Below are 21,905 nucleotides of genomic sequence, written 5' to 3' on the forward strand. Positions count from 1 at the left end.
GCATGTGATGGCAACCGGACGCTGTGAATGTGGGGATGTGGCGTTTGAGGTCACCGGACTGCGCCAGACCGTGACGTTTTGCCATTGCAGCCAATGTCGCCGGACCAGTGGGCATCAATGGGCCGCGACCAACGCGCCGTTCGATCAGCTGACATTCACGCAGGACAGGGGCCTGCGCTGGTATACCTCATCGGATTGGGCCAAGCGCGGATTCTGCGGCACCTGTGGGTCCAGCCTGTTTTACCGCATGAATGACGAAACCGGCATCGGGATTGCCGCGGGTTGCATCGACAGCCCAAACGACCTGAAACCGGGTAAACACATCTTTTGTGCCGACAAGGGCACATATTACGAAATCGCGGACGATGCGCCGCATATCGAGAAATATTAGGGAGCGACCATGTCAGATTTTCCAAAAACGGCCCGCGTGGTCATCATCGGTGGCGGTGTTGTCGGTGTCTCGACCCTTTATCATCTGGCCAAGGCTGGCTGGACCGACTGTGTTCTGCTTGAAAAGAACGAGTTGACCGCTGGATCTACCTGGCACGCGGCCGGTAACTGCCCGAACTTTGCCCCCAACTGGGCGGTCATGAACATGCAGCGCTATTCGCTGGATATGTATCGCACGCTGGCTGATGATGTTGATTATCCGATGAACTATCACGTCACCGGTGCGCTGCGCCTGGGCCACACCAAGGAACGCGCCCAAGAATTCCAGCGCGTCTGCGGTCAGGCGCAGGCCATGGGACTGCCGCTTGAGATGATCGGCATCGAAGACATGAAGAACTACAACCCATTTGTGGAAACCCATGATCTGTCTGCGGTTCTGTGGGACCCGCTGGATGGTGACATTGACCCCGCCCAGCTGACCCAGGCGCTGGCCAAGGGCGCCCGTGATCTGGGCGCCCGGATCGAACGGTTCTGCCCGGCGACGGGCGTGACGCAGAAAGACAGCGGTGATTGGATTGTCCATACTGAAAAGGGCGACATCACCTGCGAAAAGCTCGTCAATGCAGCTGGATATTACGCCGCCCGGGTCGGTGAGTGGTTCAAGCCCTATGGTGGTCGCGATGTGCCGCTGACGGTCATGTCCCACCAGTATTTCCTGACCGAGGAGATTGACGAGATCAAAGCCTGGACCAAGGAAAACGGCAAGAAGACCCCGATGATCCGGGACGTCGACAGCTCGTATTACTTACGGCAGGACAAGAACGGCTTGAACCTTGGCCCTTACGAGCGGAACTGCAAGGCGCATTGGGTGACCAAGGATGATCCGATGCCGCATGATTTCAGCTTTCAACTGTATCCTGACGATCTTGAGCGGTTGGAATGGTATATTGAGGACGCGATGGAACGCGTCCCAGCGCTTGGCACCGCTGGTGTTGGCCGCAACATCAATGGCCCCATTCCCTATGCCCCCGATGGCTTGCCCATGATCGGCCCGATGCCCGGCGTCAAAAACGCGTTTGAGGCGCATTCATTCACCTTTGGCATCGTGCAGGGCGGTGGTGCAGGCAAGGTCATGGCCGAATGGCTGATCCATGGCGAGACCGAGATTGACATGTGGGCCGTCGATCCACGCCGTTACACCGACTATGCCGATTTCGATTTCTGCCACGCCAAAGCGCTGGAAACCTATGGCCATGAATACGGCATGCATTTCCCGCACAAGATGTGGCCCGCCGGGCGGAACAAGAAACTGTCGCCGAACCATGACCGTCTGATCGCGGATGGCGGCCAGATGGGCGCATACAACGGCTGGGAACGGGCGAACTGGTTTGCCCACGACGGCGAAGACACATCTGTTGAGGCGACCGAAACCTGGGAGCGTGAGGGCCCTTGGAAAGCGGGTGTTGCTCGTGAAGTTGAGGCGGCGACCAATGATGTTGCCGTTCTCGATATGCCCGGTTTCTCGCGCTACACACTGACCGGGGAAGGTGCCGCCGAATGGCTGCGTGGCCAGATTGCGGGTGCGCTGCCCAAGGCGGGCCGCATGAACCTGGGCTACTTCACCGACAGCCGTGGCCGGATCGTCACCGAGGTCACAATCATTCGCTGGGGCGAGGATGACTTTTGGCTGATGACCGCTGCCGTGGCGCAATGGCACGATTTTGAGTTTCTGCGTGATCGCTTGGCCCCAGGCCTGACGATGACCGACATCACCAAAGACTGGTCAACGGCCCTCGTGTCCGGCGCAAAGTCGCGCGACCTGATGGCGCAGATTTCGGATGGCGATTTGTCCACCGGCTGGCTGACCATTCAGGATGCGACTGTTGCAGGCAAACCGGCCAAACTGTTCCGCATCAATTTCGGCGGCGAACTGGGGTGGGAAGTGCATACGTCCTTTGATGATGCCGCTGCCGTTTATACCGCCATACGCGACGCAGGCGCCAAGCCGTTTGGCATGTTCGCCCTGAACGCCATGCGGATCGAAAAGGGCTACCGGACATGGAAGGGCGATCTTTCAACAGATTACACCCTGCTGGAAGGCGGGATGGAACGGTTCATCCGGTTCAACAAACCACAGGATTTCCCCGGCAAGGCCGCGTTGCTGAGTGAACAACAGCAGGGGCGCAAGAAAGGCTTTGCGACCATGACGCTCGACAATCCGGGGCCGGCAGACGCGCCCTATATGTCGCCCATCTGGGCAAATGGCGAGGTGGTTGGCGAAACCACGTCGGGCGATTGGGGGTTCCGGATCAACAAATCCGTCGCGCTGGGCATGGTGCGGTCGGACGTCAATATCGTCGGCGGCAAGGTCGAGATCGAGATCTATGGCGAAAGATACGCGGCCACCATCCACGAAGATCAGCCCCTGTGGGATCCTGAGAATGAACGTATCCGTGCATGACGGATATCACTTTACTTGACGGGGGGATGGGGCAGGAACTGGTCCATCGCGCTGGTGACAACCCGACCCCGCTTTGGTCGACCCAGGTGATGATCGACCACCCCGGCCTGGTCGCCGCGGTGCATGCTGATTATCGCGCCGCTGGTGCCACAGTGCATACGACGAATACCTATGCCATTCACCGCGACCGGTTGGCGGGCACCGGGCTAGAGGATCGCTTTGCTGCGTTGCATCAGGCTGCCGTGGCCGAGGCCGCCGGTGACGGACGCATTGCCGGGGCGATTGGCCCCTTGGCCGCATCATACCGTCCGGATTTGCATCCCGATCATGATACGGCTGTTCGCCTTTATGCAGAAATCGCGCGTTTGCTATCGCCGGGCATTGATCTGATCATTTGCGAAACTGTTGCGTCCGTCGCCCATGCCCGCGCGGTATTGGAAGGCGCGCAGACCATTGGCAAACCCGTCTGGCTGGCCATGACGGTGGATGATCAGGATGGCAGCCGGCTGCGGTCGGGTGAACCACTGGCGGATGTTTTACCCGTGACGACGTCCGCGAAGGCCTTGCTGGCCAATTGTTCAGCCCCCGAGGCGTTGCATGGGGCCATGGACGTGTTCGCGACGCAACGCCTGCCCTTTGGGGGGTATGCCAATGGGTTTGAGCAGATCACAAATGACTTTCTGCAGGACAAGCCAACCGTCGACAGCCTGTCAGCCCGCCGTGACCTTGGCCCGGACGCATATGCCAGACATGCGATGGGCTGGATCGACAAGGGGGCGACGATTGTTGGTGGCTGTTGCGAGGTCGGCCCACGCCATATTGCGACGCTTGCAGACGCGATCAGGGCGGCTGGACACCGGATTGTCTAGGTCATGGCAACCGAGGTCCATTTTGACATTGCACTGGCCGACGGGTTCATCCTGACGGAATTGGCCGGTGTGGTTGATGTGTTGCGCCTGTCCAACAGGATCAGTCGACGGCCGGTGTTCCGGTGGCACTACAGGTCCGTTGCGGGCGGCAATGTGACGGGCAGCAGCGACGCCATCATCCAGACCACAGCACTGCCCGCGCGCCCTGATGCCGACTATCTTTTTGTCCTTGGCAATGCTGACGCGGATTGCCCGGCACTATCGCTGGGGGCAACTCTTGCCAACTATACGAACCGGCAGGCGCGGGTCATCCTGCTGTCCGAGGCGGCCAGCCGCTATATCGCCGATAAACGGGATGCGGGGGCCAAGCATACCACCCATTGGGAAAACCGGGCCGTGCTTTTGGAACGACTGGGGTTGTTTGACACAAAATCCGCGCTTGTCGTGGATGCAGGGTCTGTCATTACCTGTGCCGGTATGGGGGCGACGGTTGATGTGGCCTTGTCACTTGCCAGCCAGCACATGTCGTCAGCTGCGATGATGACGGTGGCGGACATCCTGCTGCATGAACGCATCCGGCACTACAACACCTTGCAGCCCTTTGCCGGGCGGGCGGCCTTGGCGACGGGCGATCAGGGGCTGGATGCGGCGATTGAACTGATGCAGGCACATATCGAATTTCCGCTTTCGATCAGCCAGATCGCCAGCGAAACCCGCCTTTCGAAACGGTCACTTGAACGCAAGTTCAACGCGGTCCTGCGCGCCACGCCAAACGGGTACTATCGAGAGCTACGGTTGAACAAGGCCAACAACCTTTTGCTGAATACAGACATGCGCATCAACGAGATCGGGCTGGCATGCGGGTTTCCCAGCGGTTTCACCGCGATCTACAAAGACATGTTCGGCATGACCCCCAGCACCGCCCGCAAGAAAGGTCGACAGAAGTAGTAAGATGCGCCAAAAATGGCGTTTTTCATACAGACGATTTTCGGTGCCATGGCAATTGTGACGCAAGTTCAAGATCAAAGGAATCGCATAATGGCTCTCCCCCCTTCTTCCGCGCGTGTTGTCATTATCGGCGGCGGTGTGATCGGATGTTCGGTGGCATACCATCTGACAAAACTGGGATGGAAAGACGTTGTCCTGCTAGAGCGCAAGCAGCTTACATCGGGGACAACCTGGCATGCGGCAGGGCTGATTGCGCAATTGCGGGCGACGGCGAACATGACCAAGCTCGCGAAATATTCGCAAGAGCTCTACGGCAATCTGGAAGCCGAGACCGAAGTGGCCACCGGTTTCAAACGTTGCGGTTCGATCACCGTTGCGCTGACCGATGAGCGCCGCGAAGAGATTTTTCGCCAGGCCGGCATGGCCCGCGCCTTTGGTGTCGCGGTTGAAGAGATTTCGCCGACCGAGGTGAAGCAGCGTTATGAGCATCTGAATATCGACGGCGTGAAGGCCGGTGTGTATCTGCCGCTGGATGGTCAGGGTGATCCCGCCAATATCGCGCTGGCATTGGCCAAAGGCGCCCGCCAGAACGGCGCGCAGGTGATTGAACGTACCCTCGTTACGGGCGTGAAACGCGATGGGCGCCGGATCACCGGCGTTGATTGGGAACAAGGGGCCGAGACCGGGCATATCGCCTGCGAGATGGTCGTCAACTGCGGGGGCATGTGGGGCCATCAGCTTGGCAAGATGTTGGGTGTCAACGTCCCGCTGCATGCTTGCGAACACTTCTATATCGTCACTGAAAACATCCCGGGCTTGCAGCAACTGCCTGTGTTGCGGGTGCCGGATGAATGCGCCTATTACAAGGAAGACGCAGGCAAAATCCTATTGGGTGCCTTTGAACCCAACGCAAAACCCTGGGCCATGGACGGGATTCCAAAGGATTTTGAATTCGACCAATTGCCCGAGGATTTCGACCATTTCGAACCCATCCTCGAACAGGCTGTCGAACGTCTGCCAATGCTGGCCGAGGCTGGAATCCATACATTCTTCAACGGTCCCGAAAGCTTTACGCCTGACGACGCCTATCATCTGGGGCTTGCGCCCGAGATGGATAATGTCTGGGTCGCGGCGGGCTTTAACTCCATCGGTATTCAATCTGCTGGCGGGGCGGGCATGGCCCTGTCGCAGTGGATGGATACGGGCGAAAAGCCGTTTGATCTGGGGGATGTTGATATTTCCCGAATGCAGCCCTTCCAAGGCAACCGAACCTACCTGTTTGAACGGGCAAAGGAATCGCTGGGCCTGCTTTACGCCGATCACTTCCCGTTTCGTCAAAAGGAAACCGCGCGCGGCATTGGTCGGTCGCCCTTCCATGAACATCTGCTGGAACGCGGCGCTGTGATGGGCGAATTCGCCGGTTGGGAACGGGCCAACTGGTTCGCCCGCGAGGCACAGGAAGCAAAGTACGAATATAGCTGGTCGCGTCAGAACTTTTTCAACAATGTCCGCGAAGAGCATATGTCGGTCCGCCAGAATGTGGGCATGTATGACATGTCATCCTTTGGCAAATTCCGGGTCGAAGGGCCGGATGCCATGGCCTTCATGAATTACATTGGCGGGGGCAATTACGACGTTCCCGTGGGGAAGATCGTTTATACGCAATTCCTGAACAGGTCCGCCGGGATCGAGGCGGATGTGACCGTCACCCGGATCGAGCAGGATTGCTATCTGGTTGTGACACCTGCGGCATCGCGGGTGGCCGACTTTACATGGATGCGCCGCAACAAGGGTGATTTCAGCGTTGTGATCACCGATGTCACAACCGGCGAAGGGATCCTTGCGATCATGGGGCCACGGTCGCGCGAGTTGCTGCAAGCCGTGTCGCCCAATGATTTCTCGAACGACGTAAACCCGTTTGGCACCGCGCAAACGATTGAAATCGGAATGGGCATGGCGCGCGTTCACCGTGTGACCTATGTGGGCGAATTGGGGTGGGAGGTCTATATCCCCACCGATATGTGCGGCCATGTTTTTGAGACCATTGCGAAGGCGGGGTTCGACTTTGGCCTGCGCCTGTGCGGGATGCATATGATGGATACCTGCCGGATGGAAAAAGGGTTCCGCCACTTTGGCCACGACATCACATCAGAGGATCACGTGCTCGAAGCAGGCCTTGGTTTTGCGGTCAAGACCGACAAAGCTGATTTCGTCGGGCGCGACGCGGTGCTGCGCAAGCGCGAGGAAGGCCTGTCCCGCCGTCTGGTGCAATTCAAACTGACGGATTGGGAACCGCTCTTGTACCATAACGAACCGGTTTTACGGGATGGTGAGGTTGTCGGCTACCTGTCATCGGGTGGCTATGGTCACCATCTTGGTGCGGCGGTTGGCATGGGCTATGTGCCCTGCGCGGAACCGGGCGAAAAACCTGCCGACATGTTGGCCAGCACCTATGAAATCGACGTGATGGGCGCACGCGTCCGGGCCGAGGCGCAACTTAAGCCGTTCTATGATCCGAAAGGTGAGCGCGCAAAGGCATAGGCCGGGCCGCACCTTAGCCGTCAATCGGCAGTATGACGTCGATGCATGCGGGGTCCGATGTCGTGCGCAGACGCAGCTCGGCGCCCAGCATGCGCAAACAATGTCGGGCCAGGGGGCTTGGCTTATATTCGTTTTCGGTCAGTTCATTTTGCCATGTCAGCACCGCGTGCGCTTCATCGGCGGCCGATATTGTCGCGGTGATTTGCGCCGCCTCGGGGGGTGCTGATCGCCGCACATCGCTGACGAGGTCGCCCAGAAACAGCATGAACGCAGACACCTTGGCGGGGAGCATGCGGGGGGCGGTCTCAATGTTAAGGTTCGCGACCGGCAATGCGCCCTGGTCAGGGTAAAGCCAGTCACCCAATGCGGCCTCAACAATGTCCGGCACACCCACCAGCGCGCCCGAAATCGCCGTATGCTCGGCGGCGAGCGATGACAGCGCGTGCGCGTTTGCCATGGCGGTGATTTGCCCGTTCAGCAGTGCAGCAAATTCTTCGACACTTTGGGCTGACCGTCGTTCGATATTGACGAGGGCCCGCATGACCGCAAAGGCGTTCTTGACCTGGTGATCCAGTTCGGCGGTCATCTTGTCTTGCTGGTGCAGCAAATCCTGTGGCATTGCCGCATCCCAAATCACCCCGACCACCCGTTTCAGGGTGCCGTCGGGGGATCGGCTGATCACCTTGCCGCGGATACCCAGCCAATGCTGGCGGCCCCGATCCAGATGGCGTAGCATGATCTGCGCGCTATCTTCACCGCTGCGCAACCGGGTCGACAGGATGCCGATCTTGCCCAGATCCTCGCGATGCAACCGGGCCAGAACCTTGCGCAAGGACCATGGCTGCGGCCGGCCGGCCTGCCCAAGCAGATACCCGGCAAGCGGATCGCCCATGATCGTGCCGGGTTGCAGATCCAGCGACCAGCTGGCCATGCCGCCCGCGTCCAGCGCCATCGCGGCCCGCAAAGGCGCGGATGGGTCCGGCCGTGGCGGATGCTGCATCAGATTGTGCTCTGCCCGCGTTTGCATCGGGGGAAAGCGCGAAACATTCGACATGTAGGGACCTCTAACTCTGCACGGGTGCAGAGGATTGCTGCTTGACCGCAGCAAGCAGATGCGCTTCGGAAATCGGTTTGGATAATGTCACCGCCTCGGGAAATTCTTGCCGCAGACGCGCCTGATTGGCGTTGCCTGTGTGAAAAATCAGCGGTGTATTCTGCGCCTTCAGCCGTGCGGCCAGCGCATAGGCATCGCCGTCAGGCAGCCGGATATCCAGCACCGCCGCATCAAACGAACCGGTGCTCAGCGTATCCGCCTGCGCCAATGTCGCGGCACTTATCACGGATGCGCCGGCATCCTCGAGTATGAATTTCATATCGAGAAGAATCAGAAAATCATCTTCCACGAGGAAGACGTCGAGGCCTTTTAGCGAGTGTGACACAGGAAACCCTTTCGCGCCCGTTGCAGGCTGCGACGCCACTCTATCACATCCACAAGAGCAATGCAACTTATGGTTGTTTTATTTGGTGCGGATTTTGGACTGCGGCCGGACAGGCTGCAGCCCGTAGTCTTTGGCTATTCGGCGGCGAGTGCTGTGGGGCCGAGCGCGTTCAATCCTTTCAGGATATCAATGGCATAGGCGAGCTGGTAGTCATCCTCGCGCAGTTGCGCGGCCGCTTCTGCCCGGGCGCGGTCTTCTTCGATTTGCAGAATTTCGTCTTCTGTCAGGCTGTCATTGTCCAACGACCCGCGCAAATCCGCTTCAGAGCGCTGGCGCGGCTGATCGCTGTCATCGCCTTCCTCGTCAACGCGGGGGACGGGCTGTTCAACGATGATATCGGGTGAAATGCCCAAGGCCTGAATGGATCGACCGGACGGGGTGTAGTAGCGCGCGGTGGTCAAGCGCATCGCGCCTTCGCCCCGCAGCGGCACAACAGTCTGGACAGAGCCCTTGCCAAAGGATTTTGTGCCAACGACGATTGCCCGGCGATGATCCTGCAGCGCGCCTGCCACAATTTCCGAGGCCGAGGCCGAACCGCCATTGATCAGCACGACAATCGGTTTGCCCTCGGCAAGGTCGCCCGGTTCGGCGTTGAACCGTTCGCCATCTTCAGGATCGCGGCCGCGGGTCGAGACGATCTCGCCCGCGTCCAAAAAGGCATCTGACACATAGATCGCCTGGTTCAGCAATCCGCCCGGATTGTTGCGCAAGTCAAGGACGATCCCGTCGATATTGTCGATCCCGCCTGCATCTTCGATTTGCTGTTCCATCCCCTCGCGCAGGTTGGGGAATGTCTGATCGTTGAATGTGGTGACCCGCAAGACGACTGCGTTCCCTTCGGTCCGGCTGCGCACGGCTGTCAGTTTGATTGTGTCGCGAATGATCGAGACGTCAAATGGTTCGGTTTCGCCATCACGCACGATGGTAATGATGATCTCGGACCCAACCGGGCCGCGCATCATCTCGACCGCATCATTCAGGGTCAGCCCAAGAACGCTTTCGCCATCAACGGCGGTGATGAAGTCCCCCGCGATCACGCCGGCAGCCTCTGCCGGGGTCCCATCCATGGGCGAGACCACTTTGACAAAGCCTTCTTCCTGCGTCACTTCGATCCCCAGGCCACCAAATTCGCCCGAGGTCTGGACCCGCATGCGCGCGGCATCATCTGCGGACAGATAGCTGGAATGCGGATCAAGCGATGTCAGCATGCCGTTGATGGCCGCCTCGATCAGTTCCTTGTCATTGACGTCTTCCACATAGCCGGCCCGGATCCGTTCGAAAATGTCGCCAAAAAGATCCAGCTGTTCGTAGACATTGCCGTTATCGGCTGCTTCCTGCGCGAGTAAGGGGCCAGCAATCTGGCTTGTGGCCAGCAGCCCCAGAACAGCACCGCCGGTTGCGGCTATCATCAACTTTTTCATTCCAATTCCTACTCTACTCAAGCGCAAACCAAGCGTCAGGGTTCACGGGACTTTGCCCTTGTCTGACCTCAAGATAAAGGCTTTGCGTGGATTGACCCGTCTCAATTGCATAATTTTCGCTCAATTCGGCGTCATCAGCGGGCGCTGCGCCGCCAAGCATGCCGACCGGGCTGCCTGCCGGAATAATCTGGCCGACCGTACCAAAGGTCTGTTCCAGACCCGCAAAGATGAACAACAGATCAGCCGCCGGTTCCAGAATGATGACAGTGCCATAGTCCAGTAACGGCCCCTGAAACAGCAAGGTGGCCGGGACGGGCGTGGTGACAAGCCCGTTTGCAGGCCCCGCAATACGCACGCCAGGCCGGCCAGAGCCATCGTCAGGCAACGCGTAGCCCCGCACCGGCAATGGCAGATCGCCCGCCGGTTCCAGTGCGGCCTCTGCCGTCGGAAGCTGCGCTGTCAGCGCATCTGTGAATGCGGCCAATGTCGCGGTGCTGGCCAGCAAAATGGCCGTCTGGACCGGGTCTTCGTCAAAGCGGGCGGGCAAGTCACGCCGTTCTGAAATCGCCAGACCCAGGGCGCTTCGGGCGTCCTGCGCCCCGATTAACCCGGCCTGCAACCTGGCCGTCGTTTCCTCGCGCGACGTCCGGAGCGCGCCAATTTCGTCGATCTGGGTGCGCAATGCGTTGGCGCGGGTTTGCAGGGCCGGTGTCAGATCGGCCAACACGCCCGCCGCACGTGCTGCTGCCACAACCCCTTGCGGATGTGCGTTGATCACCGGTGCGGGCGTGCGGGCAACCGATTGCAACGCGCCCAGCAGTTCACCCAGCTCGTCCTGGGTTGCGTCAAATGTTGCTTTCAGTGCGGCTTCACGGGCTGCGATCTGGCGCAAGCCGTCACGCATGGCGGCCAGGCCTTCCTCGTAGGCGCGAACGGTTTCGGTCAATGCGGCCACCCGCTCGCCCGAGGTTTGCGCGGCTTGCAATTGTGCGTTTGCCGCCTCCAGCCGGGCAGCCGCTGTTTCTTCGGGCGTTTGCGCGGCCAGCGGCATTGCCAGACAGATAAGGAACGCGGCCAGTCTCATTTGATCAGGCTGCGTCCTGTCATCTCGGGCGGCAGATCAAGACCCATCAGGTCCAGCAATGTCGGGGCGAGATCCGCAAGACGGCCGTCACGCAGGGTGGCGTTTGTCGGACCGCCGACAAGCGCCACAGGCACCGGATTGGTGGTATGCGCGGTATGCGCACCGCCTGTTTCGGGATCAATCATGACTTCGCAATTGCCGTGATCCGCGGTGACGACCATGGCCCCACCCGCCGCTTGCAGCGCCTCGAGAACTTGGCCCAGACCTTGGTCCACCGCCTCGCAGGCTTTGATAGCGGCATTCAGGTCGCCGGTATGCCCCACCATATCGGGGTTGGCATAGTTGGTGATAATCAGGTCATACCCCTCACCGATTGCCTGGACGAAACGCGCCGTGACCTCGGGCGCAGACATCTCTGGCTGCAGATCATAGGTGGCGACATTCGGCGATTTGGGCATGTACCTGTCTTCGCCATCCGCCGGGGTTTCGATGCCGCCATTAAAAAAGAAGGTCACATGCGGATATTTTTCGGTTTCTGCCAACCGGAATTGGCGCAGACCCTTTTTCGCGACCCAGGCCCCCAAAGTGTTCTGGATATCGCGTTTGGGGAAAACGGTGTCGAACCACGCATCATGACGGTCGGAATAGGTGACCATGCCCAGCCGGGCCGCCAAGGCAGGTTGTTTGCGCTCAAACCCGTCAAAATCCGGATCGGCAAGTGCCGCAAGGATTTCGCGGGCGCGGTCAGAGCGGAAGTTCAGGCAGAAAAAACCATCTTCCGGGGCGATCCCGGCATAATCCCCGATGACCGTTGCAGGAATGAACTCATCCGTTTTGCCCGCGTCATGGGCCGTTTGAATGGCGGATGCGGCCGTGTCTGCCCTGTCACCCTGACCATCAACCATGGCCGCAAATGCCGTCTGCACCCGGTCCCAGCGATTATCACGATCCATCGCGTAATAGCGGCCGATCACCGTCGCGATTGTGGTGTTGCGGGGCAGGGCATCTTGCAGTTTTTGCAGGTAGGTCGGCGCGGATGATGGCGCGACATCCCGGCCATCGGTGATGGCATGCACAACAACCGGCACACCGGCGTCGACAAGGGCGTGCGCGGCTGCAACGCAATGTTCCCAATGGCCGTGCACCCCGCCATCGGACACCACGCTCATCAGATGCGCAGCCCCACCGCTTTGCCGCAGCTTTGCGGCAAATGCCTGCAATGCATCGGCTTTGGCAAAGCTGCCATCTTCGATAGCAAGCTCAATTTGTCCCAGATCCATAGCCACAACGCGGCCTGCGCCGATATTTGTATGACCAACCTCTGAATTCCCCATCTGGCCGGTGGGCAGACCCGCATCGCGGCCATGGGTCAGCAGTTGCGCGTGTGGGCCTTGCATGATCCGGTCAAAGTTGGGTGTCTGCGCCAATTTCGGGGCGTTCCCGTCCGTGGCGTCCCGCGCGCCCCAACCATCCAGAATGCACAGAACGACAGGTTTTGGGACGGGCATAGGATACTCCTTTAAAGACTTGCGGCTGATTTAACGCAACATGCCCATAGAAGAAACAAGCAGGCCGTCATTTCGGCGAAAAAGCGGGGAATCGGGGTCAGGATCAGGCCCGATGGTACGGACCGCCCGACAGAATGCTTGCAGCACGATAAAGCTGTTCCGACAGCATCACCCGTACCAGCATATGCGGCCAGACCATTGCCCCGAAACTCAGGGATGCATCCGCGCGGGCGCGGAGGGCAGCGTCAATGCCATCCGCCCCGCCAATCACAAAGGCCAGGTCAGTGCGCCCGTTATCGCGCCATTTGGCCAAAAGCCGTGCAAAGTCGGGCGAGGACATCACCTTGCCGCGTTCATCAAGGGTACAGATCAGGGCGCTGTTGGGGATTGCGCGGTCGAGCAGCGCCGCCTCTGCCGCCATGCCGCCGCCTTTTTTGTCTTCGACCTCGTGCAGTTTGGACGGGCCAAGGGCCAGCGCACGGCCGGTCCGGTCAAACCGGGTCAGATAGTCATCATACAGGTCGCGCGCGGGGCCTTTGCGTAACCGCCCCACCGCGCAGATATGGACACGCATTAACCAGCTGTGGCCGATCCCGGCTGCCACATTTTCTCGAGCTGGTAGAATTCGCGCACTTCGGGGCGGAAAATGTGAACGATGACGTCGCCAGTATCAATCAGGACCCAGTCACCGGCACTTTTGCCCTCGACCTTCGAGATCACACCGAATTCCTGCTTAAGCCGGTCGGTCAGTTTCTCGGCCATGGCTGTGACCTGCCGGGTCGAGCGCCCGGAGGCGATAACCATATAGTCCCCAATCTCGGACTTGCCGCGCAGATTGATCTGCACAACGTCTTCGCCTTTGTCATCATCAAGAGATTTCAGGACAGCCGCCAGAAGAAGTTCGCTGGTCGCGGTCGTCTTGGCGCTCATCTGCGGGGCGCCGTTATTGGCTGATGTATCAGCCGATGCGGAAAGAGACAGTTCATTGTCCTCCTTAAAACACGTCGACATGGCCCCGACGCCGGGCATGGGTCAAACCTAGCAACAGTCTGCATCATTTTCAACAATGGCTGGTCAATATGCGTCACAATGATCGTGGATGCGCGGCGGTCGGGCCGCCGCGCAACATCTTGGGGACTATCGCTGACCGATCCGGACAACTGCGCCATCAAAGGTTGGCACCGACATCACAAATTCATCTGTCGGATAGCACAGGGCCTGTTCCTCCAGAATGCCCAGGGCAATCTGCTCGCCCATCCGCAGACTGTCGTAATAGTCCGAGAAGTAATGCACGCCCGCCATGTTCCGCCCGATCGAGATATTGGCGGCAAGCTTGTTCAACTCACCTTCCAATGTCAGGGGGCAGCCATTTTCGGTGGCGATGCATTTGAGGTTTTCACCTTTCTCGATCACCTCGAAATGCGCAGGTGTGGTGCCTGTCAGGGCGGTTCTGAACGCGACCTTGCCGGTCATGTCATGTGCGAGCACTGCGCTGGTATCGAAAAACGCCTTGAGCATTGTCACACAGGCCCCGGCGACGGTGGCATGACCTGCACCATAGGTCGGATGCATGGGCGAGCCTTCGGCAAAGGCCATCGGCAAAAGTGCCGTATCGCCGTTAAACGCCTTGATCGCTTCGACCGTGCCGCAGATCTGATGGCGCAGCTTGCCGAATGCGCCGCACGTGCTGGGGTGCTTTTCGTCGATGATCGCGGCCTTTTCGACACGTGCGGCAAGGGCCTCGGGGCGCAGTCGCAGGTGATTGTTGAACTTCTGATAGCGCACGGCCTTGAGCGCGCGGGTTGCGACCTCTGTGACGAGGGTCAGAATATGCGGGCCGCCATAAAGGGCAAAGCCCCCCGCATTCGGCGCCAGTTTCGTGTCGGTGGCCGCGTCATAATAGCCGCGCATGCCCGACAGATTGGCAAAGGCCGGATCAAACGGCGCGCCCATCCCCAACAGCAGCAGACAGGCATTCAGATAGGCCTGATACAGCGCGTCATAATGCACATAGGTCGCCAGATCACGGGGGGTGCAGATGAACCGGCGGGCGCCAAGCTCCTGACCCGGGCCGCCATTATTGACGTCATGCCCTTGCTGGACGCTGTGCCATGATGCCCAATCCTGCATATAATCCTTGCCGGGTGTGGCCGTCAGGACCCGCTGATCAATCGCCAGCGCGCCGTAGTTGATATAGCCATCAATCTCGGCGTGGTTGCCGGCCTGATCACGACTGCCCATCACCATGAATTGCGACAGATAGGGGCCGTTTTCGACCCCCGGGGCAGAGCCGCGAAAGATCGTCTGACCGGTCAGTTGGCCCGCCGCATCGGTCTTGCGCGGTCGGCCCTGAAACTTGCCCGTCGCGTAATCAAGCCCGTTCAGTCGCGCCACGGATGCATTCAATGCAGCTGTACCCGTTTCATTGAAATCGCTAAGTGGGACATCGCGAACGAGCGCCAGCTCGTAGACTTCTGCCATTTCAAATGCCAGCTCGTCCGAGCACAGGGCCGGGGCAGGCGGCATCGTCACGGCCTGACAATCCGGCCCCTGCAGATCATAGGCCAGGCCCGCTGTGGGGGCTTCCCACAATCGGCGCGGTTGGTCCTTGGGGACGGGCACGCCAGTGGTAAAGGCATGCATTTCGCCGGCATCAATGGCCTGGCGGAAGGCCTCGAAATCGGCCTTGTCATCGACCAGTCCCGTTTCGGTCGAATGGTCGAGGCCCTTGGTAAAGCTCATCGGATAGTGGGCCAGCGCAAAGCGTTGCTCATCGCCGTTGGCCTGATGGTCTGGATGTGTCCGATGATGGGCGAGATGGGCGGCGTCACGGCGAACCTGACGCGCCCGAATGGTGCGTTCCTCAGTCATTTGGTTTCCAATCGTTTTTTCAAAATAGACGTCGTCCCGAAATAATTGGGACGGAACAAGCATCTTGGGTTCCGATGATTGTCTCAAGTATGGAAACACTGACTTCGGCCAATCAGCGCCGAAAAGGGCGATTTGCCTACTGGCGAGGGTCGATAAACGCCTTGCCATCTGGCTGCGCCAACAGAGGGGGAAGGTCGGTCATTGCCGCCGACAATGGCACAATTCCTGCCACATCGGTTGTCCAGCGACCGTCTACATAGCGCGCCTGAATTTCAGCAAATGCCTTGGCGATTTCACCTTTGCCCACCTGCCGCATCCATTGGGTCAGCCAAAACCCTTCGATGGATTTGTTCTGAAAGATCAACTGCCCCATTTTGTCCAGCTTGGGCGATTGTGCGGACAGCTTGCCATAGCTGATCCAGCGGGCGTTTTTGGGCATCGCAAAGAACAAATCGGCCGTGATCTGATCGCCAACAGCGTCCAACAGGATGGTTGGCTTGAGGTCACGCATGACGGCTTGGACCTGATCCAGCGGCAGGGCGTCGGCGGCGACGATCACGTCGGCTGCACCAAGCGCGCGCAACTCTGCGGCTTGCGCCGCTCGACGGATGACGCCGATGGGCTGGACGCCGTTATCCCGCCCGAGTGCGATCAAAAGCTTGCAGAGTTGTGACCCGGCAGCGGTCAGCACCATGCTTTTTGTTTCTGATTTCGTGACAATGCCGAACATCGCCATGGCCGTCAGCGGATTGACGATCAACCCGGCGGCGTCAATCTCGGCCAGATCGGGACGGCAGGGGACGAGGGTCGCGGCATCCGTCAGCGCGTATTCCGACCATGTGCCAGAACCTGTTGCATAGAAACTGACCCGCTGCCCCAGCAGTGGCGTGTCACCCGCAACCACCTCGCCAACCGCTTCGAACCCGGCAGGTGCCCCCTTGATCCGCGGCTGGCCATATTCGCCCTTTATGAAATGGATATCGGACGGATTGATCGCCGCAAGATGCACCTTGATCAGGGCTTGCCCGGGCCCCGGTTGCGGAACAGGCAGGTCGCGATGTTCCAGATAGGGCGCAAGATCGGTCACATGTGGGCCGGTAGCAGTATCGACATAGCCATCCGCTGTTTGCACAAGGGCGGTCATTGTGTGGGGCAGGGTCACAGACCGCTCCTTTGGTTCAGTTCTGTGTGGGTATCAAAGATCGAAACTTGCAAATACCGGGGCATGGTCGCTGGGCTTTTCCCAGCCGCGCGCGGCGCGCAGAACCCGTGATGAATGGGCCGCGTTCTTGATATCCGGGCTGGCCCAGATGTGATCCAGCCGGCGCCCCTTGTCAGCAGCATCCCAATCCTTGGCGCGATAGGACCACCAGCTGTAAAGCTTGCCATCTGGAATATCGGCACGGGTGACGTCTGACCAATCGCCGGCCGCCATGACATCATTGAGGTGATCGACCTCAATCGGCGTGTGGCTGACGACCTTCAACAGCTGCTTGTGGCTCCAGACATCATCTTCGCCGGGTGCGATATTCAGGTCGCCCACAAGGATGGATTTCTGCGGTTTGCTGGCATGAAAGGCGTCCCGCATGTCGGTGAGGTAATCAAGTTTCTGGCCGAATTTTTCGTTCACGGCACGGTCGGCGACGTCGCCACCGGCGGGAACATAATGGTTGTGGATCGTCACACCATTATCCAGACGGGCCGCGATGTGGCGGGCGTGGCCAAGCCCGGCATAGTCTTCGGCACCGGCCTCGACCATCGGGATTTTTGAGAAAATCGCGACGCCGTTGTAACCCTTTTGACCGCGCGCGACCATATGCGTGTAGCCGAGCGCCTCGAACTGCGCGAGCGGGATTTTGTCGACGGGGCTTTTGCATTCCTGCAGGCACAATACATCGGGTGCCTCGTCACGCATCAGCTGTGCCACGATGGGTTCGCGCAGCCGGACAGAGTTGATGTTCCAGGTGGCAAGGGTAAATGGCATCGCGTCTCTCTTTCTTATATAACGTCTTGGTTGCGCGGGCGCGGTGACCAGTGCACTGCCTTGTGATCAGGCGTTTGGGTCAGGGGCGTTCGATGGCGATTGCCGTCCCTTCGCCGCCGCCAATGCAGATCGCGGCCACCCCGCGTTTCAGCCCGCGCGCCTCGAGCGCGTGCAGCAAGGTCACGATAATCCGCGTGCCAGAGGCACCAATCGGGTGTCCCAATGCACAGGCACCACCGTTCACATTCACGATGTCGCGGGCAATGCCCATTTCGCGCATAAAGGCCATCGGCACGACGGCGAAGGCCTCGTTGACCTCCCACAGATCGACATCGTCCGCGGACCAGCCGATTTTCGCAAGCAGCTTTTGTGCGGCCGGAACAGGGGCCGTGGTAAACCAGCCGGGCGCCTGTGCGTGGCTGGCATGGCCCAGGATGCGCGCGCGGATATTGGTTGCCGTGTCATCGGCAAGCACCAATGCAGCAGCCCCGTCCGAGATGCTCGAGGAATTTGCCGCCGTCACGGTGCCACCATCGCGAAAGGCGGGCTTGAGCGTGGGGATCTTTTCGGGGCGGGCCTTGCCGGGTTGTTCATCTTCGGCAATCACAACCTCGCCCTTGCGGCTGCGCAGGGTGACTGGCGCGATCTCGGTGGCAAAGCCGCCATCGCCTTGTGCGGCTAATGCGTTTGACAGGGATTTCAGCGCGTAGTCGTCCTGATCCTGTCGGGTGAACTGAAATGTCTCGGCGCAATCCTCGGCGAAGGTGCCCATCAGGCGGCCCTTGTCATAGGCATCTTCAAGGCCATCCAGAAACATGCTGTCCTGAATGACCTGATGGCCGATACGGGCACCAGCGCGCATTTTCGGGCTGAGATAGGGGGCATTGGTCATGCTTTCCATGCCACCCGCGATCATCACATCGGTGTCGCCAAGGGCGATCTGGTCAAACGCCATCATCGCCGTTTTCATGCCGGAACCGCACATCTTGTTCAGGGTCGTCGCAGGGACGTCCTCGCCAAGCCCGGCCAGAAACCCGGCCTGTCTTGCCGGCGCCTGGCCCAGCCCGGCGGGCAGCACGCAGCCCATCAGAACCTCGTCAACGGTGTCTATACCGGCGCCTGCCATCGCGGCCTTCATCGCGGTGCCGCCAAGGGTTGGTGCGTCAACATCTGCAAAGGCACCCTGAAATCCGCCCATCGGTGTGCGCGCCGCGCCTGAAATAACAACCTGTCTCATATCGTCCCCCATTCGCTACGCGCGGAAACTACGCGGACCTGCAAAAAAGGAAAAGCCCTCAAACTGCCACAATGCGATCATGCTTGCGCCCTGATCGGTTGGCAAATCATGTGACATAGCCAGTTTGGCTGACCCCGACGCTGTTTGTTCATAGCCCCCACCCATGTAAGCAGCGTCGGGACCAAACTCCTCCCCCCAAGAATGTGATTGCAAGCAGACCCATTTGGCCTAGGTTCAACCCGGTCCGAAAATGGGGAAGAGCATCATGCGGGATTTTCACAAACCTGGCAGGTCGGCTGTCTATGCCAGCAATGGGATCTGCGCGACCTCGCACCCGTTGGCCGCGAAGGTCGGCGTGCAGATGCTCGAGGCTGGCGGCAATGCCATGGATGCGGCCATCGCGGGCGCAGTTCTTTTGGGAATATGCGAACCGCAGATGACAGGCATCGGCGGTGATTGCTTTGTGATCATGACCCCACCCGGTGAGGACCGCGTGGTGGCCCTGAACGGATCAGGCCGCGCGCCTGCGGGGATTGAGGCGGCCAGTCTGCGGGCCAAGGGTGATGTGATCGCGCCATACTCCGCTGACGCGGTCAGCATCCCCGGCGCGGTTGATGCCTTTTGCCGTCTGTCCAGGGATTGGGGCAAACTGGGGCTGAAGGCGGTCCTTGCCCCGGCAATCCACTATGCCGAGGCCGGCGTTCCGGTGCATGAGCGGGTCGCATTCGACTGGGCGCAGGCGGTTGGTAACCTGTCCGGCGTCGCGCGCGATCTCTATTTGCTGGATGGTGTCGCACCTCGGCCCGGGCAGATGTTCCGCGCCCCAAAACAGGCCGAGATTCTGCGGCGTATCGGCATGGATGGCCGCGATGCATTTTACGAAGGCGAAATAGCCGAAGATATGGTGAACAGCCTGCGGGCGCTGGGGGGGACCCATACGCTTGACGATTTTGCCAATACCCAATGTGAGTATACCGACCCGGTGCTGGGCAGCTATGGCGGTCTTGATCTGTACGAGCATCCGCCAAACGGGCAGGGGGCCACGGCGATCCTGCTTTTGAATGTTCTCAAGCATTTCGACATTGCGGGCATGGACCCGTGGGGCGCCGCCCGGGCGCATATCGAGGCCGAGGCGACAAAGCTCGCCTATGACGCCCGCAATCGCTTTGTAGCTGATCCAGATCACATGACGCGGCTTGACCATATGACGGCGCCTGAAACAGCCGCGCAGCTGGCCGGCTTGATTGACCCGAAAAAGGCGATGCCGGGGGCTGTGCCGGGGGCCGAGGCCGTGCACAAGGACACAATCTATATCACTGTTGTCGACAAGGACCGGATGTGCGTATCGCTGATCTATTCTGTCTTTCATTCTTTTGGATCGGGGATCGCGTCTGACAAGTTCGGCGTGCTGTTCCAGAACCGCGGGGCGGGTTTCACGCTTGAACAAGGACACCCGAACGAGGTCGGCCCGGGCAAACGCCCGATGCATACGATCATACCGGCCATGCTGAAAAAGGACGGCAAGGCACATATGCCTTTTGGGGTTATGGGCGGGCAGTATCAATCAACCGGCCATGCCCGGTTTGTGAGCAACATCACGGATTTCGGCCTTGCGCCGCAAGCCGCCATCAACGCCCCGCGCTGCTTTGCCGAAGGGGATGTGTTGAACGTGGAAAACGGGTACAGCGACGCGGTCAAGGCCGAGCTCAGCGCGCTTGGGCACACCGTCCAGACCCCCGCGACTGCCATCGGCGGGGCGCAAGCCATTCTGTTGCACGAGGACGGGGTGCTCGAAGCTGGCAGCGACCCGCGCAAAGACGGCTGTGCTGTGGGGTATTGAGGATCAAGACTGGCGCAGGTGGTCGAAAGACGGCTTGTGATTGCAGATAACTCTGGGCACAGGCAACGTCAGCTTTGAGCCCAAGGGGGGTATTGTGATTTTCTGCTGCGTGCGCACCCAGCGCAAAAATTTGCTGCAGGAGCGCGGTATTCGGTGCTGCAACGCGGCTGGGAAACCGCCCATTCATTCCCGATGCAGCATAGGGAGCTTTCCGAATTTACAGTTCACGGACAAACCATGATTTCGCCGTGGTTGCATCAGTGACAGCTTCGTGCGCCGATCCGTGCAAACAACTTGCCTGGCTCATGCGTGCCATGAAGCCTCGAACGCCTTCGCCGTTTCGGTTGGACCCCGTGAAACATTGGCAGATCGTCGCCCAAGGCGCTGGCAAAGATTTCAGTCACATCTCTGGCAATCAAGTCTCGGCGGTTCTTTTGAATATCAGTCGAAATAATTGCTCGGGCTGAGACCGGTCGCCTTGATGAACATTGTCGAAAAACTGCTTGGGGTGTTGTAGCCCAGCCGATAAGCAATTGTGCTGACGCTGTCGCCCAAGGCCAGACCTTCTATTGCTTTGACGACCTTTAGCTGCTTGCGCCATTCGCCAAAGCTCATGTGTGTGGCTGCCCGAAATTTGCGGGCAAATGACCGCTCGCTCATACCTGCCATTGCGGCCCAATGCGCGATTTCGTTCTCATCGCCGGGCTCGTCTTTCAGGTGTTCCGTTACAAGTCGGATTTGCGGATCATGTACGTCGGGCAAACTGAGCGGGGCATCGGGTAGCACGCGAATTCTGTCGATCAGGACAAGACATAAACGGTGGTCCGGCCCGTCTGCGTCGTACTCCCAATCCATATCAGACACTTCGTTGATCAGGGCGCGCGTTAGCGGATCGACCTGAACCACGCTGCAACGCTCGGGCAGATCGCGGCACAGCTCAGGTGCGAAAAAAATGCCGCGGAACGCGAATTGGCGCGGAAAGAATGCGCCATGTTTGCAATTCGGCGGAACCCAGACGGCGCGGTTGGACGGGACAACAAAAATCCCGTCCTGCGATTGAAATGTGATCGAACCGCGTTCGGTGAACACAAGCTGGCCACGCTTGTGACTGTGCATCGGGATTTGGCGCGGCCCGACCCCGTTCCGCGCAATGCCGACGATCATGTTGCGGGCCACATCTGCCGCATCAGGGTTTTTTTGCATTTTGGCTGCTTCTCAAACAATTTTGGCAGAACATCGTTTGCTGGCCATT

Annotated in this window: 18 protein-coding genes; 6 read left to right on the top strand and 12 right to left on the bottom strand. The window is 59.5% G+C overall.

What is annotated here, in order from left to right; translation table 11 throughout:
• The first annotated feature begins 7 nt into the window (after positions 1–7).
• From AABB31_RS17885 to AABB31_RS17905, 5 genes are all read left to right on the top strand, one after another.
• Positions 8–391: a GFA family protein gene (locus AABB31_RS17885; RefSeq protein ID WP_342076854.1), complete on the top strand. Its 384-nt coding sequence runs from the start codon at positions 8–10 to the stop codon at positions 389–391.
• A 9-nt stretch (positions 392–400) separates the two neighbouring features.
• Positions 401–2,851: an FAD-dependent oxidoreductase gene (locus tag AABB31_RS17890; RefSeq protein WP_373635100.1), complete on the top strand. Its 2,451-nt coding sequence runs from the start codon at positions 401–403 to the stop codon at positions 2,849–2,851.
• Positions 2,848–3,720 (top strand): homocysteine S-methyltransferase family protein, encoded by an 873-nt coding sequence (locus AABB31_RS17895; protein ID WP_342076852.1) that lies wholly within the window; start codon positions 2,848–2,850, stop codon positions 3,718–3,720. Before AABB31_RS17890 ends, AABB31_RS17895 begins: the two co-directional genes overlap by 4 nt.
• Positions 3,721–3,723: 3 nt before the next feature.
• On the top strand, positions 3,724–4,668 hold the full coding sequence (locus AABB31_RS17900; RefSeq protein WP_342076851.1) for a helix-turn-helix domain-containing protein: 945 nt from the start codon (positions 3,724–3,726) through the stop codon (positions 4,666–4,668).
• A 90-nt stretch (positions 4,669–4,758) separates the two neighbouring features.
• Positions 4,759–7,209, top strand: a complete 2,451-nt coding sequence (locus AABB31_RS17905) for an FAD-dependent oxidoreductase (protein WP_373635102.1) — start codon at positions 4,759–4,761, stop codon at positions 7,207–7,209.
• 13 nt (positions 7,210–7,222) lie between these two features.
• On the opposite strand, the gene AABB31_RS17910 is transcribed toward AABB31_RS17905, so the two are convergent.
• From AABB31_RS17910 to AABB31_RS17960, 11 genes are all read right to left on the bottom strand, one after another.
• Positions 7,223–8,263: an HWE histidine kinase domain-containing protein gene (locus AABB31_RS17910; protein ID WP_373635103.1), complete on the bottom strand. Its 1,041-nt coding sequence runs from the start codon at positions 8,261–8,263 to the stop codon at positions 7,223–7,225.
• 10 nt (positions 8,264–8,273) lie between these two features.
• Positions 8,274–8,648, bottom strand: a complete 375-nt coding sequence (locus AABB31_RS17915) for a response regulator (RefSeq protein ID WP_342076849.1) — start codon at positions 8,646–8,648, stop codon at positions 8,274–8,276.
• Positions 8,649–8,782: 134 nt separating this feature from the next.
• Positions 8,783–10,129 (bottom strand): S41 family peptidase, encoded by a 1,347-nt coding sequence (locus AABB31_RS17920; RefSeq protein ID WP_342076848.1) that lies wholly within the window; start codon positions 10,127–10,129, stop codon positions 8,783–8,785.
• A gap of 13 nt (positions 10,130–10,142) precedes the next feature.
• Positions 10,143–11,213: a hypothetical protein gene (locus AABB31_RS17925; RefSeq protein WP_342076847.1), complete on the bottom strand. Its 1,071-nt coding sequence runs from the start codon at positions 11,211–11,213 to the stop codon at positions 10,143–10,145.
• Positions 11,210–12,721: a 2,3-bisphosphoglycerate-independent phosphoglycerate mutase gene (gene gpmI / locus AABB31_RS17930; protein ID WP_342076846.1), complete on the bottom strand. Its 1,512-nt coding sequence runs from the start codon at positions 12,719–12,721 to the stop codon at positions 11,210–11,212. Before gpmI ends, AABB31_RS17925 begins: the two co-directional genes overlap by 4 nt.
• 103 nt (positions 12,722–12,824) lie before the next feature.
• Positions 12,825–13,295, bottom strand: a complete 471-nt coding sequence (gene rlmH, locus AABB31_RS17935) for a 23S rRNA (pseudouridine(1915)-N(3))-methyltransferase RlmH (protein ID WP_342076845.1) — start codon at positions 13,293–13,295, stop codon at positions 12,825–12,827.
• Positions 13,295–13,750: a ribosome silencing factor gene (rsfS, locus tag AABB31_RS17940; protein ID WP_373635104.1), complete on the bottom strand. Its 456-nt coding sequence runs from the start codon at positions 13,748–13,750 to the stop codon at positions 13,295–13,297. The genes rlmH and rsfS overlap by 1 nt, the downstream gene beginning before the upstream one ends.
• A 108-nt stretch (positions 13,751–13,858) precedes the next feature.
• On the bottom strand, positions 13,859–15,592 hold the full coding sequence (locus AABB31_RS17945) for a vanadium-dependent haloperoxidase (RefSeq protein WP_373635105.1): 1,734 nt from the start codon (positions 15,590–15,592) through the stop codon (positions 13,859–13,861).
• Positions 15,593–15,728: 136 nt separating this feature from the next.
• On the bottom strand, positions 15,729–16,754 hold the full coding sequence (locus AABB31_RS17950) for an alcohol dehydrogenase catalytic domain-containing protein (RefSeq protein WP_373635107.1): 1,026 nt from the start codon (positions 16,752–16,754) through the stop codon (positions 15,729–15,731).
• A gap of 33 nt (positions 16,755–16,787) precedes the next feature.
• On the bottom strand, positions 16,788–17,576 hold the full coding sequence (locus AABB31_RS17955) for an exodeoxyribonuclease III (RefSeq protein WP_342076842.1): 789 nt from the start codon (positions 17,574–17,576) through the stop codon (positions 16,788–16,790).
• Between the two features lie 79 nt (positions 17,577–17,655).
• Positions 17,656–18,813: an acetyl-CoA C-acyltransferase gene (locus tag AABB31_RS17960; RefSeq protein WP_342076841.1), complete on the bottom strand. Its 1,158-nt coding sequence runs from the start codon at positions 18,811–18,813 to the stop codon at positions 17,656–17,658.
• A gap of 265 nt (positions 18,814–19,078) precedes the next feature.
• Between AABB31_RS17960 and AABB31_RS17965 the strand changes: the two genes are divergently transcribed.
• Complete coding sequence (locus tag AABB31_RS17965; protein ID WP_342076840.1) at positions 19,079–20,653, top strand: gamma-glutamyltransferase family protein; 1,575 nt, start codon at positions 19,079–19,081, stop codon at positions 20,651–20,653.
• Positions 20,654–21,094: 441 nt separating this feature from the next.
• On the opposite strand, the gene AABB31_RS17970 is transcribed toward AABB31_RS17965, so the two are convergent.
• Positions 21,095–21,856: a helix-turn-helix domain-containing protein gene (locus AABB31_RS17970; RefSeq protein WP_373635108.1), complete on the bottom strand. Its 762-nt coding sequence runs from the start codon at positions 21,854–21,856 to the stop codon at positions 21,095–21,097.
• Positions 21,857–21,905 lie beyond the last annotated feature (49 nt).

Origin of the sequence: Yoonia sp. SS1-5 (assembly GCF_038443705.2) — a bacterium.
Taxonomy (GTDB): domain Bacteria; phylum Pseudomonadota; class Alphaproteobacteria; order Rhodobacterales; family Rhodobacteraceae; genus Yoonia; species Yoonia rhodophyticola.

Coding starts and splice junctions, on each gene's coding strand:
- AABB31_RS17945 (WP_373635105.1), bottom strand. CDS start 15,592: ATGACTGAGGAACGCACCATTCGGGCGCGTCAGGTTCGCCGTGACGCC.
- AABB31_RS17895 (WP_342076852.1), top strand. CDS start 2,848: ATGACGGATATCACTTTACTTGACGGGGGGATGGGGCAGGAACTGGTC.
- rlmH (WP_342076845.1), bottom strand. CDS start 13,295: ATGCGTGTCCATATCTGCGCGGTGGGGCGGTTACGCAAAGGCCCCGCG.
- gpmI (WP_342076846.1), bottom strand. CDS start 12,721: ATGCCCGTCCCAAAACCTGTCGTTCTGTGCATTCTGGATGGTTGGGGC.
- AABB31_RS17910 (WP_373635103.1), bottom strand. CDS start 8,263: ATGTCGAATGTTTCGCGCTTTCCCCCGATGCAAACGCGGGCAGAGCAC.
- rsfS (WP_373635104.1), bottom strand. CDS start 13,750: ATGCCCGGCGTCGGGGCCATGTCGACGTGTTTTAAGGAGGACAATGAA.
- AABB31_RS17955 (WP_342076842.1), bottom strand. CDS start 17,576: ATGCCATTTACCCTTGCCACCTGGAACATCAACTCTGTCCGGCTGCGC.
- AABB31_RS17900 (WP_342076851.1), top strand. CDS start 3,724: ATGGCAACCGAGGTCCATTTTGACATTGCACTGGCCGACGGGTTCATC.
- AABB31_RS17905 (WP_373635102.1), top strand. CDS start 4,759: ATGGCTCTCCCCCCTTCTTCCGCGCGTGTTGTCATTATCGGCGGCGGT.
- AABB31_RS17890 (WP_373635100.1), top strand. CDS start 401: ATGTCAGATTTTCCAAAAACGGCCCGCGTGGTCATCATCGGTGGCGGT.
- AABB31_RS17965 (WP_342076840.1), top strand. CDS start 19,079: ATGCGGGATTTTCACAAACCTGGCAGGTCGGCTGTCTATGCCAGCAAT.
- AABB31_RS17925 (WP_342076847.1), bottom strand. CDS start 11,213: ATGAGACTGGCCGCGTTCCTTATCTGTCTGGCAATGCCGCTGGCCGCG.
- AABB31_RS17920 (WP_342076848.1), bottom strand. CDS start 10,129: ATGAAAAAGTTGATGATAGCCGCAACCGGCGGTGCTGTTCTGGGGCTG.
- AABB31_RS17885 (WP_342076854.1), top strand. CDS start 8: ATGGCAACCGGACGCTGTGAATGTGGGGATGTGGCGTTTGAGGTCACC.
- AABB31_RS17960 (WP_342076841.1), bottom strand. CDS start 18,813: ATGAGACAGGTTGTTATTTCAGGCGCGGCGCGCACACCGATGGGCGGA.
- AABB31_RS17970 (WP_373635108.1), bottom strand. CDS start 21,856: ATGCAAAAAAACCCTGATGCGGCAGATGTGGCCCGCAACATGATCGTC.